Source organism: Cupriavidus sp. P-10 (assembly GCF_003402535.2).
Taxonomy (GTDB): Bacteria; Pseudomonadota; Gammaproteobacteria; order Burkholderiales; family Burkholderiaceae; genus Cupriavidus.
In genome coordinates this window covers 291,286-310,838 of record NZ_AP025170.1, presented here as the reverse complement: position 1 = coordinate 310,838, position 19,553 = coordinate 291,286, and the positions used below count along the sequence as shown (strand labels likewise).

Sequence of the window (19,553 nt, the reverse complement as noted above, 5' to 3'; positions counted from 1 at the left end):
CCCTTACCCGATGCGCGAGACCTTGAGCAGCTTCTTCAGGTCGCCGCTCACCTTCTTGGGATCGGGGTCCTGCGGGAAGCGCATCATCAGGTTGCCGAGCGGATCGACCAGGAAGATGGTGTCCTCGGCGCGCTTGCCAGTTTCGGCCGGCAGCCATTGCTGCGCCACCTGGCGGTCGATGCGCAGGAAGCGCACGCCAGCGTAGGGCTCGTTGTAGGCGGCGCTCAGGCGCTCGTCAACCTTGCCGTCATCGGTGATCAGCCACACCGGCACGATGCGCTCGCGGTCCTGTCCCTGCCCGGCGCGGATCTGGCGAATGGTGAAAAGCTTCTTGGCGCAGGCCTCGCCGCACGCGGACGGATCGGCCGTCACCAGCAGCCACTTGCCGCGATACTGCTCCAGCGGCACGGCGTTGCCCTGCTCGTCGTTGACGCGCACCGGCGGCATCGGCCGTTGCGGGTCGACCAGCGCGCCATAGTTGGTGGCGCCGCCCCGGGGCTTGATGACGTAGTAGGTGAAGTAAGAGGCGATCACTGGCGAGGCGCACACCAGCAACAGCATCAGCATCTGCAGGCGGCCGCGGCGCGTGCGCGCGTCGATGCGGGGATCCTGCGGCGAGGCCGGGATCGCCGGAGTCCCGGCGGGCGCCGGGGCGGAGTCTTGCTGTGCCATGGGAGTACGTCTGTCCTTTTTCATCTGCAGTCAGAGCCCGTCCGGGAACCTGCCCGGGCGAGCCTGCCATCCGCTCATGCGTTGTTGCGGGCCGCTGACGATGCCGCGCGCCGGCGTGCGCGCCAGCCCAGCACGGCCATCAGCACCACCGTGAGCGCGGCCAGGCCGAACCACTGGAAGGCATAGCCGTAGTGCCGGTCCGCGCCCGCGTCAGCCGGTGCCCAGTCGCGCGCGAGGCCGTCTTCGGTGTCGTTGCGCTGCGCGACCACCAGCGGCTGCAGCGCCAGCCCGGTTTCGGCGGCGTAGTCCGCGATTTCCAGGTTCTGGCGGATCTTGCCGCCGGCTTCGGCACTGGCGGACTGGCCCAGGCTATAGACCCGCGGCACGGTCGCCAGTGCCGTGCCTTCGATGGTCACTTCGCCTTCGGGTGTCGGAAACGGGGCGATCCGGGTGCGATCCTGTGCATCGCGCGGCAGCCAGCCGCGCAGCACCAGCACCGCCCGCGTGGCGCCGGCAGGGTCCTGTGCCGGGCCGATCACCAGCGGCGTGACCACCAGGAAGCCGGCACGGCTGTCGCCACTGCGGCCGCCAGCGCCGTGGGGGCGATTATCCAGCAATACGGTGCGGGCCGTGTCGAAACGCCCCGTCACCCGCACCCTTCGGTCGGTCACATCTTGTGACAAGCGCGCGGTGTTTAGCACCACCGGCGGCTGCGCCGCCAGAGCCTGCAGCCGCGCGGCGCGCGCCTCTTTCTCGTGCGCTCGGTTAAGTTGCCAGTTGCCGAGCGCCGCGGTCACGGCGATCACCACCAGCGCCGCGGCCAGCGGCAGCGCGCCGAGGATGCGGCCTGCCTTCATGGCACCAACAGGCCCAGCGGCATGCATGCGGGGCCGGTGCGATAATGTGTCGCACCGTCATCCATCGCGGCCACTACTTCGAGACTGCGGCAAGCTCCGCTGCCAACCCGCCCCGCCATGCGCTTCGTCATCATCGTCGCCTTCATCCTGATCATCGCCAGCCTGGCCTCCGCCCTGTTCTTCATGATGCGCGACCGCGGCAAGACGCCCAACATGATGCGCTCGCTGATGCTGCGCGTGGGCTTCTCGGTGGCGCTGTTCCTGTTCATCCTGTTCTCGAGCTGGATGGGCTGGATCCACAGCACGGGCATCCGCATGGCGCCCTGACAAGCCGCATGGCTTGAGGCCAACGCAAAAGAGAAACGCCGCAGGCTGCCGGGCCTCCTGCGGCGTTTCTCTTTTGCGTTGGCGCCGGGCGCCCCACTGCTGGGACGACCGGCGGGTACGGCAGCTTACAGCCAGTACACCACGACGTAGAGGAACAGCCACACCACGTCAACGAAGTGCCAGTACCAGGCGGCGCCTTCGAAGGCAAAGTGGTGATCGGGCGTGAAGTGGCCCTTGAGCACGCGGCCCAGCACCACCGCCAGCATGATCGCGCCCATGGTCACGTGGAAACCGTGGAAGCCGGTCAGCAGGAAGAAGGTCGAACCGTAGATGCCCGAGGTCAGCTTCAGGTTCAGGTCCTGGTAGGCGTGCATGTATTCATACACCTGCAGGCACATGAAGATCGCGCCCAGCAGGATGGTCAGCACCATGCCCTGGATCAACTGGTTGCGCTTGCCGGCCAGCAGCGCGTGGTGCGCCCAGGTCAGGGTCACGCCCGACATCAGCAGCAGCGCGGTGTTGATGGTCGGGATCGGCCACGGACCCATGGTCTGGAACGATTCCACCACGCCGGCCGGCCCAAGGTTAGGCCATACCGCGGCAAAGTCGGGCCACAGGATCTTGTTGTTCAGGTCACCCAGCCACGGCATGGCGATGGCGCGGGCATAGAACAGCGCGCCGAAGAAGGCCGCGAAGAACATCACCTCGGAGAAGATGAACCAGCCCATCGACCAGCGGAACGAGACGTCGATGTTCTTGCCGTACATCCCGCCTTCGGACTCGCTGATGGCGTCACCGAACCAGCTCTTGAGCACGAACAGGAACCACAGCAGGCCGAAGACGCACAGGTACGGCGCCCAGGATTGCCCGTTTACCCAACCGGCGGCGCCCGCACCTGTCATCAGCAGGCCGAAGCTTGCCGTGATCGGGTGGCGCGACGGGCCCGGTACGAAGTAGTACGGAGCGTTTGCGCGATTCGCACTCATTCTTTTATCTCCAGCTCAGAGTCTTTGATTCAGTATTCGTTATCCGTGCCGGTTTCCCGGGGCCGCCCGCCTCCTGTGGACGGCCGCGCCGGCGCGGTTGTTTTTCTGCGACTGCTTTCTTGTCTACCCTTCCTGCCCTGCTACCCTGCCGCCTGGCTGACCACCATCCTCACGATGACGATCAGCACCGCGATAAAGACTGCCGCGGCGATCAGCCCGGCAATGATCACATGCACCGGGTTCAGCCGTGCCATGTCGCGCTCGTGCTCCGCGCCCTTGCGCAGGCCGATGAACGACCACAGCACCGCGCGCATGGTCTGCGCGAAGGACATCTTCCGTTTGACGGCGTCCTTCATCTCGTCCATGCGCCCCTCGCCTCAGCTGCCCTTGCCCACCGGCGCCGGCGCCGGTGTCGGTGTCAATTGGCCCTCGGGGGCCTGCGCCACCGGCGTGCCCACCTCGAAGAAGGTGTACGACAGCGTAATGCTCTTCACATCCTTGGGCAGCGCGGGATCGATTACGAACACCACCGGCATCTCGCGCGCCTCGTTCGCCTTGAGCGTCTGCTGCTTGAAGCAGAAGCACTCCAGCTTCTTGAAATACTGGGTCGCCTGCTTGGGGGCGTAGCTCGGGATGGCCTGCGCGGAGATATCGCGCGACTGCCCGTTGGCCACCTCGTAGACGATCGTCATCATCTCGCCCGGGTGCACTTCCATGCTGTTCTTCACCGGACGGAAGGCGAAGGGCCCGCGCGCGTTGGAGTCGAACTCCACCGTGACCGTGCGGCTCTTGTCGACCTGCGTGTTCTTCACCGAGCCGCCATGCAGCTCGCGCGTGGTCACCACGTTGATGCCGGTGATGTCGCAGATCTTCTTGTACAGCGGAACCAGCGCGTAGCCAAAGCCGAACATCACGGCGACGATCACGATCAATCGCACCATCATGCCGCGGTTGAAGCGCTTGTCGACTTCCTGCGCTTCCCGTGCTTCCCTGCCCTGCTGGTCGACGCTCATCTCGCTACCCTGCCACCTCAGCCAAGGAACACCATCTTGGCGAAGAACCCCAAAAAGAAAACCACCACGATCGACAGCAGGATCAGTCCAAGGCGCCGGTTGGCGGCCTTCGGGTCCGGGTGTGATGGGTTTTTGTCTGGAGCCTGCATATTGTGTGACTGGCTGGCGTGGCGGCGGACATTGCCGCCACCACGCCTCGTTACGTTGGCTGCTTAGCGAACCTGCGGGGGCGTTTCAAAGGTGTGGAACGGCGCCGGCGACGGCACGGTCCATTCCAGCCCTTCGGCGCCTTCCCACGGCTTGTCCGCGGCCTTCTCGCCGCCACGGTACGACGGCAGCACCACGAAGAAGAAGAAATACACCTGCATCAGGCCGAAGCCGAGCGCACCGATCGACGCAATCGCGTTGAAGTCGGTGAACTGGGTCGGGTAGTCGGCGTAGCGGCGCGGCATGCCGGCCAGGCCCAGGAAGTGCATCGGGAAGAAGGTCACGTTGAAGAAGATCAGCGAACCCCAGAAGTGGACCTTGCCGCGGGCTTCGTTGTACATGAACCCGCTCCACTTCGGACCCCAGTAGTAGAAGCCCGCGAACAGCGCGAACAGCGAGCCGGCCACCAGCACATAGTGGAAGTGCGCCACGATGAAGTAGGTGTCCTGCAGCTGGATGTCGATCGGTGCCACCGCCGGCATCAGGCCGGTAAAGCCCCCGATGGTGAACACGAAGATGAAGCCGATCGAGAACAGCATCGGGGTCTCGAAGGTCATCGAGCCGCGCCACATCGTGGCGATCCAGTTGAAGATCTTCACGGCCGTCGGCACCGCGATCAGCATGGTCGCGTACATGAAGAACAGCTGGCCGGTCACCGGCATGCCGGTCGTGAACATGTGGTGGGCCCACACGATGAACGACAGGATGGCGATCGAGGCGGTGGCGTACACCATCGAGCTGTAGCCGAACAGGCGCTTGCGGGCGAACGCCGGCACCACCTGCGAGATGATCCCGAAAGCCGGCAGGATCATGATGTACACCTCGGGGTGGCCGAAGAACCAGAAGATGTGCTGGTACATCACCGGGTCACCACCGCCGGCGGCCGAGAAGAAGCTCGTGCCGAAGTGGCGGTCGGTCAGCACCATGGTGATGGCGCCGGCCAGCACGGGCATCACGGCGATCAGCAGGTAGGCGGTGATCAGCCAGGTCCAGCAGAACATCGGCATCTTCATCAGCGTCATGCCGGGGGCGCGCATGTTGAGGATGGTCACGATGATGTTGATCGAGCCCATGATCGACGACGCGCCCATGATGTGCATCGCGAAGATGGCCATGTCCATGCCCGCGCCCATCTGCACCGACAGCGGCGCGTACAGGGTCCAGCCGGCGGCGGTGGCGCCGCCCGGGGCGAAGAACGAGCCGGCCAGCAGCAGCGCGGCCGGCGGCATCAGCCAGAAGCTGAAGTTGTTCATGCGCGCGAACGCCATGTCGGACGCGCCGATCTGCAGCGGGATCATCCAGTTGGCGAAGCCGACAAAGGCCGGCATGATCGCGCCGAACACCATCACCAGGCCGTGCATGGTGGTGAACTGGTTGAACAGTTCGGGGCGGAAGAACTGCAGGCCCGGCTCGAACAGCTCCAGGCGGATCAGCAGCGCCAGCAGGCCGCCCGACAGCAGCATGATGAACGAGAACAGCAGGTACAGCGTCCCGATGTCCTTGTGGTTGGTGGCGAACAGCCAGCGGCGCCAGCCATGCGGGTGATCGTGCGCGTGGTCGTCATGCGCGTGATCGTGCGGATGGCCGAGTGCGTCCGGGGTAGCAGTACTCATCGCAAATGCTCCTCTAATCCTGTTCTGTCTTCAGCGGGTCAGCCTGCAACGCGGTTGTCCGCGAGGCTGGCCTGCTTGGCGCCGGTCTTGTCTGCGGGCTTGGCGTCGGCTTTGGGAGCTTCGCCGCCGGCCGCGCCGCCGCCTTCGGGGAACTTGCCCGCGCGGGCACCCACGAAGTCGCTCGGCTGGATCACTTCACCCGTCTTGTTGCTCCAGGCGTTGCGCGTATAGGTCATGACCGCTGCCAGCTCGGTGTCCGACAGCTGCTTCCAAGACGGCATGCCGCCCTTGCCTTCCAGCAGGATGTGCATCTGGCCGGCCTTCGGGCCATTGACCAGCTTGGAGCCATCCAGCCCCGGGAACGCGCCGCCGCCCTTGCCGTTGGGCTGGTGGCAGACCGCGCAGTTGGCGGCGTAGACCTTCTCGCCGCGCACCTTGGATTCATCCAGGGTCCAGGTCTTGTTGGGATCGTCGGCCTTGGCCATCAACTCTTTCTTCTTGCCGTCGACCCACTTGGTGTAGTCGGCATCAGAGACAACGCGCACCACGATCGGCATGAAGGCGTGTTCCTTGCCGCACAGCTCGGCGCACTGGCCGCGGTACACGCCGATCTTCTCGGCCTTGAACCAGGTGTCGCGCACGAAGCCGGGGATCGCATCCTGCTTGACGCCGAAGGCCGGGATCATCCAGGCGTGGATCACGTCGTTGGCAGTGGTAACGATGCGGATCTTCTTGTTGACCGGCACGACCAGCTCGTTGTCCACCTCCATCAGGTAGGTGTTGCCCTTGGGCTGCTCGTTGTTGATCTGCTCGCGCGGAGTGGTCAGGGTCGACACGAACGAGATGCCCTCGCCTTCGCCCTTCAGGTAGTCATAGCCCCACTTCCACTGGTAGCCGGTGGCCTTGATGGTGATGTCGGAGTTGGTGGTGTCCTTCATCGCGACCACGGTCTTGGTCGCCGGCAGCGCCATCGCGATCACGATCAGGAACGGGACGATGGTCCAGACCACCTCGACCGTGATGCTTTCGTGGAAGGAAGCGGGCTTGGAGCCCTTGGCCTTGCGGTGCGTGAAGATGGAATAGAACATCACGGCGAACACCGCGACGAAGATCACCGTGCAGATGATCAGCATCATCCAGTTCAGCCAGTGAATCTGTTCGGCGATCTTGGTAACGGGCTCGGTCAGGTTGAGCTGGCGCACGGCGGGGCCGCCGGGCATGTCGCTGACCGCGAACGCCGCGTGGCTGGCAAGCAGGGACGCACCTGCCAGACAAACTGCGGATGCCTTCTTCCACATTTTCATTTGTTATCTACCCAATTTACAGATTCAAATCTGCCCCCGCCGCCGCCCCTGCCCCCTCTCAGAGGTGGCGCAAGGCCGCTGCGAGCTCCTGCGCGAACTTGCGTCGCCGGTACGGGTCCACGTAACACCCCACCTGTACCGCACGCTTGCCCGAGCGCAACGTCACCAGCGCGCGGAACGATTCACCCAGTTCGATCCGCACCCAGTGCGGATTGAATTCCTGGCGCGTCACCCGCGTGCCGCTGGCTGTCTCCACGACCAGCATGCCGTCGGTGATGCTGACGCGCTCATAGTCTGTCGCATGGCGCGCATACACAAGCAGTGCGATCCCCAGCCCGGCCAGCTCGATGCTGGCAAACGGCAGCACGAGCCAGGACCCTTGCCACGCGAAAAACAACGCGATGGCAAGCGAGACAGTGAGGATCGAGAGGTAAAACCAGCCGACCTGGCGTGGACTCAGCGAGCAATTCCGCTTCATCAGCCAGTCGTGGGGCGTGGGGGGAGGTCCGTCGAGATTTCCGCCGGAGTCACCACCTGCCGTCTGGAATGCGATACCCAAGTCTTGCATCGCCAACCACTCTGCATCGGATGCACACCCGGGACGATGGCGCCCGGGCTGCACAGTGCAGGTGCAAAACCAGGACGTTCTTGTGCCAGGGGACCACTGCGACAAACTGGCGCATTATAGGGCGCTTCCCATACACGGACAAGGGCGGTTCTTGACCATGGCGCTTGCGCGCCGCTCGATTCTGTGCATGGGGAATAGCCCGGGATGCCGCGCCAGCCCTCGGCCTGCGGCAATCTGCCGCACGCGCAAGTTAACTCTGTTTTAACTTGCCCGACGGGGCTTTGCACGCCCGATCTGGTCCAGCGGCACCACGGCGCGGCCCTGATCGTCGAGTACCTGGCCACCGCGCGCCGGCAGCTTCCACGCATGGCCGTAGACGATCTCGACGGTCAGCGGAATCACCCCGTCGGCGTTGCGGCGCCGCTCCAGCGCCTGCGTCAGCGCCTGATACCAGCGCCGGCCGCGCAGGCCCTGCGGCAGCGCGCCGGCCGGGCCACGCATGCCGCCGAAGGCCTGCACCTCGTGCAGCAGCGCGGCGGGCGACTCGTAGGTCACGGTCAGCGTTTCCATGTCCATCACCGGCGTGGACCAGCCACCGTGGACCAGCATGTCGCCGATGTCGTGCATGTCGACAAAGCGCAACGTATGGGGCGCCTCGTCGACTTCGGCGAAGGCTGTGCGCAATTCCTTGAGGGTATCCGGGCCGAACAGCGAAAACAGCACCAGCCCTTCGTCACGCGTCACGCGGTGCCATTCCGGAAACACGCGGTGTGGCTCGGGGTGCCAGTGCAGCGCCAGGTTGGACCAGAGCAGTTCGAAGCTCGCGGGCGCAAAAGGCAGTGTGGCAAGATCGCCCTGCACCAGGTCGAACAGCGGCCGCTTGCCCAGCATGCGGCCGAGCCAGCCCGGGCGGCGCTGCGGGTCGCGCTGGCCGGCTTCGGCCAGCATCGCCCCGGAGATGTCCATGCCGGCGATCTGCGCATCCGGAAAGCGGGCGCGCAGCGCCGCCAGCCCCTGGCCGTGGCCGCAGCCGATGTCCAGCGCGCGCTGCGGCGCCAGCCGGATCACCTCCATGCGCTCCTGCATGCGGCGGCCGATCTCGCCCAGCAGGAAATCCAGCTGGCCGAAGTTGCGGCTGCGCCGGTCGAAGGCGAGGCGGGTCAGGCGCGCGGGCGGCAGGAGGGCATCGGGACTAGCGGAGCCATCGGGAGGATTGGCGGCATGCAGGGACACGGACAGGCAGGGCAGAAAAAAGACCAGGAACCGGCGCGCGCGCCGGACGAACGCGGCCGCCGCGCCCGATGGGCCGCGGCCGGACGGCAAGTATACGCGCGGGCCGCGATGGGCGCAGAGAAGGCCCTGGGCGCCTGGCGGGCCACTGTTGCGGCGCTGCTGCCAAGCGCCTGCGCGCTGTGCGGCAGCGTGCAGCGCGATGTGGTGTGCGCGCCCTGCGCCGCCGACCTGCTGCGGCCGGTGCGGCGCTGCCCCGTTTGCGCGCTGGCGCTGGGCCGCCATGTGGATTGCCCGGCCTGCGCCGCCATGCCTCCGGCGTTCGACCATGCCTGCACGCTGGGCGACTACGCCAGCCCGCAGGACAACCTGGTGCTGTCGCTCAAGTTCGGCCACGCGCTGCCGCTGGCCGACTGGCTGGCGAGCCGCCTTGCTGCCGTACTGCCGGCGGCTTGGGCGGCGCAGCGGCTGGCGCCGCCCGACCTGCTCGCCCCCATCCCGCTGGCGCCGCAACGGCTGGCCGCGCGCGGCTTCAACCAGGCCTGGGAAATCGCCCGCCCGCTGGCGCGCCGGCTCGGCCTGCGCGCCGACCCCGTGCTGCTGCACCGCCGGCGCGATACCGGCAGCCAGCGCGCGCTGGACCTGGCCGCGCGGCAGGTGAACCTGCGCGATGCGTTCCGGCTGACCCGGTCCGTGCGGCTGGATGGACTGCACGTGGCGCTGGTGGACGATGTGATGACTTCCGGCGCGACGCTGCATGAGGCGGCGCTTGCGCTCAAGGCGCACGGCGCGGCACATGTCAGCGTGATCGTCGCGCTGCGTACGCCCTAGCCCGGATGACAGCGCCTGGTGCGCGCGTTAAGCTGCGCACCGTTCTCAAGAAGCTCCGCAACATGTTCAACGTCGTCCTGGTCGAACCCGAAATCCCGCCCAATACCGGCAATGTGATCCGCCTGTGCGCCAACACCGGCGCGCAGCTGCACCTGGTCAAGCCGCTGGGCTTCCCGCTGGAAGACGCGCGCATGCGCCGCGCCGGGCTGGACTACCACGAGTACGCGACCATGCGCGTGCATGAGAGCTGGGACGCGCTGATGGCCAGCGAGCAACCCGATCCCGCGCGCATGTTCGCGCTGACCACGCGGGGCTCGACGCCGTTCGGACAGGTGGAATTCAGGCCGGGCGACTGGTTTGTTTTTGGCTCGGAAACGCGCGGACTGTCGCCGGAGCGGCGCGAGTGGTTTCCGCCCGCGCAGCGCATACGGCTGCCAATGCGGCCGGACAACCGGAGCCTGAACCTGTCGAATACGGTGGCAGTGGTGGTGTTCGAGGCGTGGCGGCAGAACGGGTTCGCGGGCGGTAGCTAGGCCCCTGCCCCCTACTCCGGCTGCACGCCCGCAGCGCGGATGACCTTGTCCCAGCGCGCCTTCTCGCTGACCATGGTCTGGCGCAGCGACGCCGGCGCCGTCCCGGCCGGCACGAAATACTGCGCCCGCATCTTGTCGCGCACGTCGGCGCTGCCGATGATCGCCACCAGTTCACGATAGAGACGATCGATCACCGGCTGTGGCGTACCGGCGGGCGCCAGCACGGCCTGCCACGAGATCGCCTCGAAACCCGGATAGCCCGACTCCGCCACTGTCGGCACCGACGGCAGCACCGCGGTGCGGCCGGTCGTCGTCACCGCCAGCACGCGCAGCTTGCCCGCATTGACCTGCGGCATCGCAATGGCCGGCACCATGAAGCCCGCCTGCACCTGCCCGCCCACGATCGCCGTGGTGATCTGCGGGAAGCCGGGGTACGGCACGTGCTGCAGGTCGACCCCCGCCATGGCCTTGAGCTGCTCCATCGCCAGGTGCGACGCGCTGCCGTTGCCGGGCGAGCCATAGTTCAGCGCGCCCGGCTTCGACTTGGCCAGCGCGATGAACTCGCGCAGGTTATGCGCCGGCAGCCGCGCGTCGACCACCAGCACATTGGGCGAGGTGGCCACCAGCGTCACCGGGGCGAGTTGCCGGAACGGGTCATAGTTCAGGTGGCGCGACAGCGTTGGCGCGGTGACCAGCGGGCCGTTGATGGTGAACAGCAGCGTATAGCCGTCCGGCGCGGCACGCGCCACCATGCCGGTGCCGATATTGCCGCCGGCACCGGGCCGGTTCTCGATCACCACCGGCTGGCCCAGCGCGGCCGCCAGCTTCTCGGTGACGATGCGGGCGATCAGGTCGGGCGACGAGCCCGGCGGGAACGGCACCACCATGCGGATCGGGTGCGCGGGCCATGGTTGCGCCAGCACGCCGGCGGAAGCGCCGGCAGCGCAGGCGGCGGCAAGCGCGATCAGCGCGTGTCGGCGGGTAGGCATGCGGAAAATCTCTTCAGGGGGATTGGAGCGCGCACGGCGTCATTCATCGCGCGCGTCGCGCTGGAGCAATTGCGCAACCGCATCGGCGGCGCCCAGGCCATCGAACAGCACGGCGCACACCGCGCGCGCGATCGGCATCTCGACGCCATGCGCGGCGGCCAGCTCGGTCACGGCCTGCGCGCAGCGCACGCCTTCGGCCACGTGACCCAGGCCGGCCAGGATCTGCTCCAGGCTCTGCCCGGCGGCCAGCTGCTGCCCGACCTTGCGGTTGCGCGACAGGTCGCCGGTCGCGGTCAGGATCAGGTCGCCGACACCGGCCAGCCCCATGAAGGTCTCGACCCGTCCGCCCAGCGCCAGCCCCAGCCGCGTCATCTCGGCCAGCCCGCGCGTCACCAGCGCGGCGCGCGCGTTCAATCCGAGGCCGAGCCCGTCGCTGGCCCCGGTGGCGATCGCCAGCACGTTCTTGACCGCGCCGCCGACTTCGACACCGGTCAGGTCGTCGCTGCCGTAGATGCGCATGGCGTGGTGGTGGAAAGCCTGCTGCGCCCGCTCCGCCAGCGACGGCACGTTGCCCGCCACCGTCAGCGCGCACGGCAAGCCCTGCGCGACTTCGCGCGCAAAGCTGGGACCGGTCAGTACGCCGTAGTCGAAGCCTTCCGTGCGGCCGGCGGCGTCCAGTTCGCCGCGCACCATCTGGTGCGGCAGCAGGTGCGTGCCGGCCTCGAAGCCCTTGCACAGCCACAGCATCGACACCGGGCGCGTGCTGCGCGTGGCCAGCCGGCGCGTCATTTCACGCAATCCGGAGACCGGCGTGGCGACCACCACGATGCCGCCCGGGTCGTCCGCGGCATGGGCCACCGCTTGCTCGAAATCGGCTTGCACCGCCAACCGCCCGGACAGCTTCACACCGGGCAGGTAGGCAGCGTTTTCACCCGTCGCGGCGATGTCCGCCAGTTGCGCGGCATCGCGCCCCCACAGCACCACGTCATTGGTGGCCGCGGCATGGCTGGCGAGGGCGGTGCCCCAGGCACCGGCACCGAGAAAGGTCAGTTTCATGGCAGCTCGATCGGAAAGAAATCAGGCGCTCAAACATGCGCACAAACAAAACGGGGCCGCAGCCCCGTTCCGTAGCATGGCGCGTCGGGCCGCTCGCTCAGTGGCGGGCCTGGCTGCCGTCGGGCATCACGATGCCGCTCGTGCCGCCTTCGGCCGTCTGGGCTTCCTGCATGGCCGCCTGCAGGCGTTGCTCGTACAGCGCCTGGAAGTTGATTTCCGACAGGTGGATGGCCTGGAAGCCGGCGCGGGTGATCACGTCAGCAATATTGCCGCGCAGGTACGGGTACAGGATGGTCGGGCAGGCGATGCCCAGCAGCGGGTCCAGCTGCTCCACCGGCACGTTGCGGATATCGAAGATGCCGGCCTGGTGCGCTTCCACCAGGAATGCCACCTTGTCCTGCACCTTGGTCGTCACGGTGCCGGTCACGACCACCTCGAAGATGCCTTCCTGCAGCTGCGAAGCGCCGACGTTGACCTGCACTTCCACCGACGGGGCTTCCGATTCCAGGAAGATGCCGGGCGAATTGGGCTGCTCCAGCGACATGTCCTTCAGGTAGACGCGCTGGATGTTGAAGAAGGGTTGATCGTCCTGCTGGGTGTTTTGCTGGTCGCTCATGAAAGGCTTCCGGGAGGATGGGCGTTGGGCGCGGCGGCGGCAGCGTCTGCTAGGCGCAAGGACTGGCCGGTGCCCGGTTGGAAAAGTGGGAGGGTAGGAGCATACCATTTCTGGTTATGCTCCCCCCTAAGAACCGTACGTGCGAGTTTCCCCGCATACGGCTCAAGCCTCTCAAAATATATGACTAATCAAATACCGGCTTCACAGCAATTTTACCGTAGTGATGAACTTGGACATGGCAATCGGGGTGCAGCAATACGCGATTTCCTAGAGCATCTGAGCCCCCGAGAATCCGGGGTTCGATGTGATGGTCATCCCATCCAGTTTCGTCGGTAAGCTCGCCTTGACACACCACGCACAAGCCTCGCTGAGAAACGTACAGCTTTGCCCATTGCTTTCGGTACGACATGCGATCTGCCATGCGTTCCTGCCGCAATTTCTCGCCATACATCTCCTGCGCCGGGTCGAACGGATGGTAGTCCGCCCGCACCTTCTTGTGCCTCCGTATGGGCGTACCCGGGATCGAGTACAACTCCAACCGGTAGCGTTCACCCGCCTTGTTCACTGCAGTGGTTCCGAACACCCAGTTCCGGTCTCCCGCTGAGGCGTAATACTTCTTTCGCACCCATTCGGAGTTCTTCCCTCGATGTCGCCGTTTTGCCCACCTCCATAGAGCCTTAAAGATCAGGTTCTCCATTCGGGTGAACGCCGCCTTCGCGACCACCGGGCAGTGATACTGTGCCCAGCCCCTTAGCATCGGATTCAGCAGTCGAATCAGCTTCTCCTGCTTGGCCGTCTTGTTGACACTGATGACCTCCTTAACCTTGCTGTAGAACGCTTTCGCGTTCTTCTTGCCCGGCTTGATAAGCAGCTTTTCCGAATACTTCCGAAAATTCCACCCCAGAAAGTCGAAGCCGTCGGCGATGTTGACGATCCGCGTTTTCTCCGTCGATAGCGTCAGCCCCCGTACTGCCAGGAACTGTTCCACCCACGGCTTCACTTCGTTTTCTAGGATCTCCGGCGTACTGCCAGTGATCACGAAGTCGTCCGCGTAGCGCACAACATTCACCTTCAACTTCCGGGTTCGATTAACTCCTAGTGTTGCCTCAAGAAACTCCACTAGTTGCCGCTCTAACCCATTCAGCGCCACGTTTGCCAGAGTCGGGGAAATAATGCCCCCCTGTGGTGTTCCAGCGTCGGTCGCCTGAAACTGGCCCTGAAATACCACGCCAGCCTTCAACCACTTCCGAAGGATTGCTTTGTCCATTGGGACATTGCGCTCCAGCCAGTCGTGACTGATATGGTCAAAGCACCCTTTGATATCCGCCTCCAGAACCCACGCCGCGGAGATGCGCCGGGATAGGGATACGAATAGCTGGACCATGGCATCATGAGTCGAACGATTAATACGAAACCCGTAAGAGTTCGGATCGCTCGTCCCTTCGGACACCGGTTCCAGCGCCAGCAGATACAGCGCCTGCATGGCTCGGTCGTGCATGGTAGGAATGCCCAGAGGGCGTTTCTTCCCGTTCGCCTTGGGGATATAGACCCGCCGCAATGGCAGAGGTCGGTACCCCCGGCGCTTCAACCGCCCGATGGCTTCCCATCGGTCTTCAAGCGTTTCCCACTCTACGCGATCGACTCCCGCCGTCCGCGCACCTTGGTTCATCGCCACTCGCCGTACCGCCGATGCCTTGGCGGACCACGAGCGGGTCAAGGACCTCTGCAAGGCTTTCACCCTACGCCAGTCCCCTTCCTGTGTTGCCTTCGCAATTCGAATCTGCATTACCCGAACGTTCCGGTCGACGCGGCGCCAGTCAATGTCGCCCCATCTTTGCGGTACGCCGGAAGGCGCAGATTCATCCTCGCGGATCAATGCTTCCATGCTGCCCTCCTATCTTGAGGATCTTCCCCAACATCGAGAGACAACATGCCCCTTGCGGGACATGTTGTCCCACAAGGGAAGAAAATTTAAACAAGCGAGTTCAGTCAGTCGTCTTGCGACGAGTAGACCAGTTGGAAGTCTGCCCGCTTTCGCGTGGGATGATGTCTCAATCCCTATCCGGACCATTACAGCCCGGCATTCGCTTTTTCCAACCTCCCATACCCGCACAGCCAACAGCGTTCCTTGCGGTTCGCCTGCCCGAGCCAAATGGCACTCTGGCAGCCATACGGGCTTACCACGTTCCCCATGCCTTACACGACTGGGTTAGGACCTGCCTCTTCGCCGGTGGTCAAGTGACGACGTATTCCGAGCTTCCAGCGGAATATCCGACCACATACCGTTTTGGTTAGTGCCACTTAGTAGCTTAAGCACCGTCATATTCACGGCGTTTATCAGCAGTTCACATTTGTTGCCCATACCAGCCAGCCTAGCTCCTAAACCGATGCTGCTTCGGTTTTCTACCTACGGACCTCACGGTCCATGGGCACCCTTTCGGGGGCTACGTTGTCAGGAGAGCTTCACACCCCACCGTTACCAGTGACGCATGTCTCCCTAGGCTACTGCTAGTCGCATAGCAGGTTCTCTATCAAGGCGCCCTCGCGGACGTACTCGACCGAACAATAAAGCATGGAGCTGCGCTCCGGTACCTCACTTCCCACTCAGGTGCTCCCATACGGGCGAGCGCTTGACGGCGGGGGCTCGTACGAGCCGGACCACCATCCCAAAGAACGTAGCGCCGACCCATCTGGATCGGTTTGAATGCTATGTACCATTAGCGTAGCAAAGATGCCGCTGCGCTATTCAGACAGAGAACTCGCCCAAAGGCGAGCGTCCCCGCCCTTGGGCAATGGCTGGATGTTCATCCAGCAGAAAGCAAGCTGCAGGGCAGCCAATACGCCGGCCTTCCCACAACACAACGGACTCCTCACGGCTTTACCGGCCGGGTTCGTCTAAGCAAGTAATGGTCGGGATTGGACGGGGAGGGCCGAAGCCTTCCCCTTGTCCCGACAAAGGTCGATGCTCCTTACGTTGGAGCTACCCGGACACGAGAGTGCGTGTCGCACGAAAGCGCATATGGTACATGACGCGGGTGGCGATTTCACCCGCGCCGGCGCCCCGGCCGGCCAGGAATCAGAGAGTTCCGACCGGCAGCGCGATCAGGCCGCCAGCAGCGGCGACAGGCCGCCCTTGCGGTCCAGCGCCGAGAGATCGTCGAAGCCGCCCACATGGGTCTCGTCGATGTAGATCTGCGGCACCGTACGGCGCCCGGTACGCGACATCATCTCTTCGCGCTTGCCCGGTTCACGGTCGATCAGGATCTTCTCGATCGTCTCGACCCCGCGGGACTTGAGCAGGCGTTCAGCCATATTGCAATACGGGCACACCATGGTGCTGTACATGACGACGCGGGCCATGTGGGTTCTCCTTTAATGCGAGTGCGGCGCACGACCCGGCGGGCGGTGCGCCTTGTGGCGGATACGGCGGAATACGGCCGATCAGCGCCGGCGACCGGTTGCCGACAACCACGAGGGCCGGCACCCGGCTTCTGCGATCAATGCAAAAGCCGCGCCATCGGCGGCTTACTTGACCAGCGGCAGACCTGCCTGCTGCCAGGCGGCGATGCCGCCTTCGAGCGCATAGATCTCACTGTAACCGGCTTCCTTCAGCGCTGCCTGGGCCTTGCTTGCGCGCTGGCCGTTCTGGCATACCACGATGATGGGGGCCGCCTTGTCCTTTGCAAGACCCGCGGCGCGCGTGGCGAGGTCGCCCAGCGGAGCGCTCTTGGCCTGGGGCAAGTGGCCCTTGGCGTACTCGGCGGGCTCGCGGATGTCGACCACGACCGCGCCGCGCTTGTTGATCAGCTGGGTGGCGGCGGCCGTATTGACGGACTTGGCGCCGGTGCTGCGCGAGATCGCAGGCCAGGCCAGCAGGCCGCCGGAGACCACGGCCAGGGCGATCAGGGCGAGGTTGTTGTAGTCGGCAAAGAAATTCACGTTGGCTTTCCGGTAGGTTGGGTCGGCGGCATTATAAAATACGCGGTTTGGCGTCCGGGGCCTGCCGCAGTGGGCCACCCGCCATTGTCGCCTGTCCGAGACATGGGGCGCCCATGGAGCACTTTGGAACAGGTGACGGCGCGGACGCACGCAGGTTACCTACTCTCTGGAAGCAGCAACATGTACAAGCTTGTCCTTATCCGCCACGGCGAATCGACCTGGAACCTTGAAAACCGCTTCACCGGCTGGGTCGACGTCGACCTGACCGAGACCGGCGCCGCACAGGCCCGCCAGTCGGGCAAACTGCTCAAGGAAGCCGGCTTCGACTTCGATATCGCCTACACCTCGGTGCTCAAGCGCGCCATCCGCACCCTGTGGCATGTGCAGGATGAAATGGACCTGATGTGGATCCCGGTGCGCAACGAATGGCGCCTGAACGAACGCCACTATGGCGCGCTGGCCGGCCTGAACAAGGCCGAGACCGCCGCCAAGTTCGGCGACGAGCAGGTGCTGGTGTGGCGCCGCAGCTATGACACGCCGCCCCCTGCACTGGAACCGACCGATCCGCGTGCCTCGTTCGACGATCCGCGCTATGCCAACGTGCCGCGCAACGAGATCCCGCTGACCGAATGCCTGAAGGACACGGTGGCCCGCGTGATGCCGCTGTGGAACGAATCTATCGCTCCCGACATCAAATCCGGCAGGCGTGTGGTCATTGCCGCGCACGGCAACAGCATCCGCGCGCTGGTGAAGTACCTGGACCAGATTTCGGATGACGATATCGTTGGACTCAATATCCCCAACGGCACCCCGCTCGTGTACGAGCTGGACGCCGACCTGCGCCCGATCCGCCACTACTACCTGGGCGACCAGGACGCCATCGCCGCTTCGCTGGCGGCCGTGGCCAACCAGGGCAAGGCGCGCTGACGCCCGCCCGGGCAGCCGTGGCGGCGCCTGTGCGCCGGTGTGCGGCCGCCCACCCTGAACCGGGACGTGGCAGGTCCATTTTTCCGCTCGCCCTTATACTGTCGGACACAAGCGCCCCGCCATGCCGGTCTCCCCGGCGCCGGGCGCCCGCAGCCGGCATAATCCCCAAACGTACATTCCGTACACGTTCAGGCAGCCCTCATGCGCAAGACGCTCAAGAACATCAGTCTAGTTTCTGTCGGACTCGTCGCCGGCGTGCTCGCCACGCTGCAGATCTCGGCGACCGCACAGAACACATCAGGCCCCCTGCCGCTGGACCAGCTGCGGCTGATGGCCGATATCTTCGGGCAAATCAAGCGCGAATACGTCGAGCCGGTCGATGACAAGAAGCTGCTGACCGAAGCCATCAAGGGCATGGTCGCCAGCCTCGACCCGCATTCGTCCTACCTGGACGAGAAGGACTTCAAGGAACTGCAGGAAGGCACCCGCGGCCGCTTCGCTGGCCTGGGCATCGAGATCTCGCAGGAAGAAGGCCTGGTCAAGGTGATTAACCCGATCGAGGACACGCCCGCGTTCCGTGCCGGCATCCAGCCGGGCGACCTGATCACCCGCATCGACGACAAGCCGGTGCGCGGCCTGCCGCTGGAGCAGGCGGTCAAGCGCATGCGCGGCGAGCCGGGCACCAAGGTTACGCTGACCATCTACCGCAAGAGCGAGGAACGCACCTTCCCGGTCTCGATCACGCGCGCCGAGATCCGCGTGCAGTCGGTCAAGGCCAAGATGCTCGACAACAATGTCGGCTGGGTGCGCCTGACCAGCTTCCAGGAGCGCACCGTCGCCGACCTGTCGCGCAAGCTGGCCGAGCTGGCGCAGAAGAACCCCAACATGAAGGGCCTGGTGCTGGACCTGCGCAACAACGGCGGCGGCGTGCTGCAAGGCGCGGTCGGCGTGGCGGCGGCCTTCCTGCCGGAAGACGCCACCGTGGTCTCGACCAACGGCCAGGTGCCCGATGCAAAGCGTACCTACAAGGCGTCGTACAACAACTACCGCCTGTCGTCGCTGGAAGACGATCCGCTCAAGAGCCTGCCCGCGCTGTACAAGAAGATCCCGATGGTAGTGCTGACCAACGCCTACTCGGCCTCGGCTTCCGAGATCGTCGCGGGTGCGCTGCAGGACCACCACCGCGCGCAGATCATGGGCAAGACCACCTTCGGCAAGGGCTCGGTGCAGACGGTGCGGCCGCTGACCAATGACACCGGCATCAAGCTGACCATCGCGTACTACTACACGCCGAGCGGCAAGTCGATCCAGGCCAAGGGCATCCGCCCGGACATCCCGGTCGACCAGAACCCCGAGGGCGATCCGGACGACGCGCTGATCACGCGCGAGATCGACACCGAGCGCCACCTGCATAACAAGCAGGAATCGGAAGAGCCGGAGATGACCGAACGCGAGCAGCGCCGTGTCGAGGAACTGCGCCGCCTGGAAGAAGAGAACGCGAAGAAGACGCCGGAAGAGCGCGAGAAGGACCGCCGCAAGAAGCCGGTGGAATTCGGCTCGACCGACGACTTCATGCTGCAGCAGGCGATCGCACAGCTCAACGGCCAGCCGGTCAAGCGCTCCAAGTCAAAGCTGGAGACCAACCCGCCGGCTGACAACGGCAAGGCGGCGAAGCCGTCGGGCAAGAGCAGCACCAAGGGCACCAGCGCTCCGGCCGCCAAGCCGGCCGCGCCGGCCCCGGGCAAGCAGCCGCCGGCGAGCGCGCCGATCGGCGAGCCGCTGGGGACGCCGACTGGCAAGGCGCCCTGAGCGTGTTCCTCCCCTCTCCCGCTTGCGGGCGAGGGGCCGGGGGAGAGGGCGGGGGTCTCAATGGCCTCCACTTTCG

Annotated in this window: 21 protein-coding genes; 5 read left to right on the top strand and 16 right to left on the bottom strand. The window is 65.2% G+C overall.

Annotation, left to right across the window (positions count from 1 at the left end; genetic code table 11):
* Positions 1-3: 3 nt before the first annotated feature.
* Both CTP10_RS01465 and CTP10_RS01460 read right to left on the bottom strand, forming a co-directional pair.
* Positions 4-672, bottom strand: coding sequence for an SCO family protein (locus tag CTP10_RS01465; RefSeq protein ID WP_116316995.1), 669 nt, complete (start codon positions 670-672; stop codon positions 4-6).
* 74 nt (positions 673-746) lie between these two features.
* Positions 747-1,529: an SURF1 family protein gene (locus CTP10_RS01460; RefSeq protein ID WP_116316994.1), complete on the bottom strand. Its 783-nt coding sequence runs from the start codon at positions 1,527-1,529 to the stop codon at positions 747-749.
* Between the two features lie 117 nt (positions 1,530-1,646).
* Here CTP10_RS01460 and CTP10_RS01455 point away from each other — a divergent pair, with 117 nt between their 5' ends.
* A complete protein-coding gene (locus CTP10_RS01455) occupies positions 1,647-1,856 on the top strand; it encodes a twin transmembrane helix small protein (RefSeq protein ID WP_029046742.1) in 210 nt (69 codons plus the stop codon).
* 125 nt (positions 1,857-1,981) lie between these two features.
* Here the strand turns inward: CTP10_RS01455 and CTP10_RS01450 are convergent, their stop codons facing one another.
* The 8 genes from CTP10_RS01450 to CTP10_RS01415 form a co-directional block, all read right to left on the bottom strand.
* Positions 1,982-2,842, bottom strand: coding sequence for a cytochrome c oxidase subunit 3 (locus CTP10_RS01450; protein ID WP_116316993.1), 861 nt, complete (start codon positions 2,840-2,842; stop codon positions 1,982-1,984).
* Between the two features lie 140 nt (positions 2,843-2,982).
* The gene (locus tag CTP10_RS01445) at positions 2,983-3,207 is read right to left on the bottom strand and encodes a DUF2970 domain-containing protein (RefSeq protein ID WP_116316992.1); all 225 of its coding nucleotides are present in this window, start codon (positions 3,205-3,207) and stop codon (positions 2,983-2,985) included.
* A 12-nt stretch (positions 3,208-3,219) separates the two neighbouring features.
* Positions 3,220-3,855, bottom strand: coding sequence for a cytochrome c oxidase assembly protein (locus CTP10_RS01440; RefSeq protein ID WP_116316991.1), 636 nt, complete (start codon positions 3,853-3,855; stop codon positions 3,220-3,222).
* Positions 3,856-3,872: 17 nt separating this feature from the next.
* Entirely contained in the window at positions 3,873-4,004 is a 132-nt protein-coding gene (locus CTP10_RS01435) for a cytochrome oxidase small assembly protein (protein WP_209756341.1), read from the bottom strand.
* A 63-nt stretch (positions 4,005-4,067) separates the two neighbouring features.
* Positions 4,068-5,675 (bottom strand): cytochrome c oxidase subunit I, encoded by a 1,608-nt coding sequence (gene ctaD / locus CTP10_RS01430; RefSeq protein WP_116316990.1) that lies wholly within the window; start codon positions 5,673-5,675, stop codon positions 4,068-4,070.
* Positions 5,676-5,713: 38 nt separating this feature from the next.
* Positions 5,714-6,979 carry a cytochrome c oxidase subunit II gene (gene coxB, locus CTP10_RS01425; protein WP_116316989.1) on the bottom strand — a complete coding sequence of 422 codons (1,266 nt, stop codon included), beginning with the start codon at positions 6,977-6,979 and terminating at the stop codon, positions 5,714-5,716.
* 58 nt (positions 6,980-7,037) lie between these two features.
* Entirely contained in the window at positions 7,038-7,547 is a 510-nt protein-coding gene (locus CTP10_RS01420) for a DUF2244 domain-containing protein (RefSeq protein ID WP_116316988.1), read from the bottom strand.
* A 261-nt stretch (positions 7,548-7,808) separates the two neighbouring features.
* On the bottom strand, positions 7,809-8,780 hold the full coding sequence (locus tag CTP10_RS01415; RefSeq protein WP_233527939.1) for a methyltransferase domain-containing protein: 972 nt from the start codon (positions 8,778-8,780) through the stop codon (positions 7,809-7,811).
* On the opposite strand from CTP10_RS01415, the gene CTP10_RS01410 reads away from it, so the two are divergent.
* Together CTP10_RS01410 and trmL are read left to right on the top strand one after the other, a co-directional pair.
* Positions 8,769-9,608 carry a ComF family protein gene (locus CTP10_RS01410; RefSeq protein WP_116317805.1) on the top strand — a complete coding sequence of 280 codons (840 nt, stop codon included), beginning with the start codon at positions 8,769-8,771 and terminating at the stop codon, positions 9,606-9,608. The two genes, CTP10_RS01415 and CTP10_RS01410, sit on opposite strands and share 12 nt — an antisense overlap.
* A 62-nt stretch (positions 9,609-9,670) precedes the next feature.
* Positions 9,671-10,141 (top strand): tRNA (uridine(34)/cytosine(34)/5-carboxymethylaminomethyluridine(34)-2'-O)-methyltransferase TrmL, encoded by a 471-nt coding sequence (gene trmL / locus CTP10_RS01405; RefSeq protein WP_116317803.1) that lies wholly within the window; start codon positions 9,671-9,673, stop codon positions 10,139-10,141.
* A gap of 11 nt (positions 10,142-10,152) precedes the next feature.
* On the opposite strand, the gene CTP10_RS01400 is transcribed toward trmL, so the two are convergent.
* From CTP10_RS01400 to CTP10_RS01375, 6 genes are all read right to left on the bottom strand, one after another.
* Positions 10,153-11,130: a Bug family tripartite tricarboxylate transporter substrate binding protein gene (locus CTP10_RS01400; RefSeq protein WP_116316987.1), complete on the bottom strand. Its 978-nt coding sequence runs from the start codon at positions 11,128-11,130 to the stop codon at positions 10,153-10,155.
* A gap of 39 nt (positions 11,131-11,169) precedes the next feature.
* Positions 11,170-12,186 (bottom strand): NAD(P)H-dependent glycerol-3-phosphate dehydrogenase, encoded by a 1,017-nt coding sequence (locus CTP10_RS01395; protein ID WP_116316986.1) that lies wholly within the window; start codon positions 12,184-12,186, stop codon positions 11,170-11,172.
* Positions 12,187-12,283: 97 nt separating this feature from the next.
* A complete protein-coding gene (gene secB, locus CTP10_RS01390; RefSeq protein ID WP_116316985.1) occupies positions 12,284-12,802 on the bottom strand; it encodes a protein-export chaperone SecB in 519 nt (172 codons plus the stop codon).
* A gap of 184 nt (positions 12,803-12,986) precedes the next feature.
* Complete coding sequence (gene ltrA, locus CTP10_RS01385) at positions 12,987-14,687, bottom strand: group II intron reverse transcriptase/maturase (RefSeq protein WP_116316984.1); 1,701 nt, start codon at positions 14,685-14,687, stop codon at positions 12,987-12,989.
* A gap of 1,217 nt (positions 14,688-15,904) precedes the next feature.
* Positions 15,905-16,162: a glutaredoxin 3 gene (gene grxC, locus CTP10_RS01380; RefSeq protein WP_116316983.1), complete on the bottom strand. Its 258-nt coding sequence runs from the start codon at positions 16,160-16,162 to the stop codon at positions 15,905-15,907.
* A 165-nt stretch (positions 16,163-16,327) separates the two neighbouring features.
* Positions 16,328-16,741, bottom strand: coding sequence for a rhodanese-like domain-containing protein (locus CTP10_RS01375; protein ID WP_116316982.1), 414 nt, complete (start codon positions 16,739-16,741; stop codon positions 16,328-16,330).
* A gap of 180 nt (positions 16,742-16,921) precedes the next feature.
* Here CTP10_RS01375 and gpmA point away from each other — a divergent pair, with 180 nt between their 5' ends.
* Both gpmA and CTP10_RS01365 read left to right on the top strand, forming a co-directional pair.
* Positions 16,922-17,668 carry a 2,3-diphosphoglycerate-dependent phosphoglycerate mutase gene (gene gpmA, locus CTP10_RS01370; RefSeq protein ID WP_116316981.1) on the top strand — a complete coding sequence of 249 codons (747 nt, stop codon included), beginning with the start codon at positions 16,922-16,924 and terminating at the stop codon, positions 17,666-17,668.
* A gap of 201 nt (positions 17,669-17,869) precedes the next feature.
* Entirely contained in the window at positions 17,870-19,477 is a 1,608-nt protein-coding gene (locus tag CTP10_RS01365; protein ID WP_116316980.1) for a S41 family peptidase, read from the top strand.
* Positions 19,478-19,553: the final 76 nt, after the last annotated feature.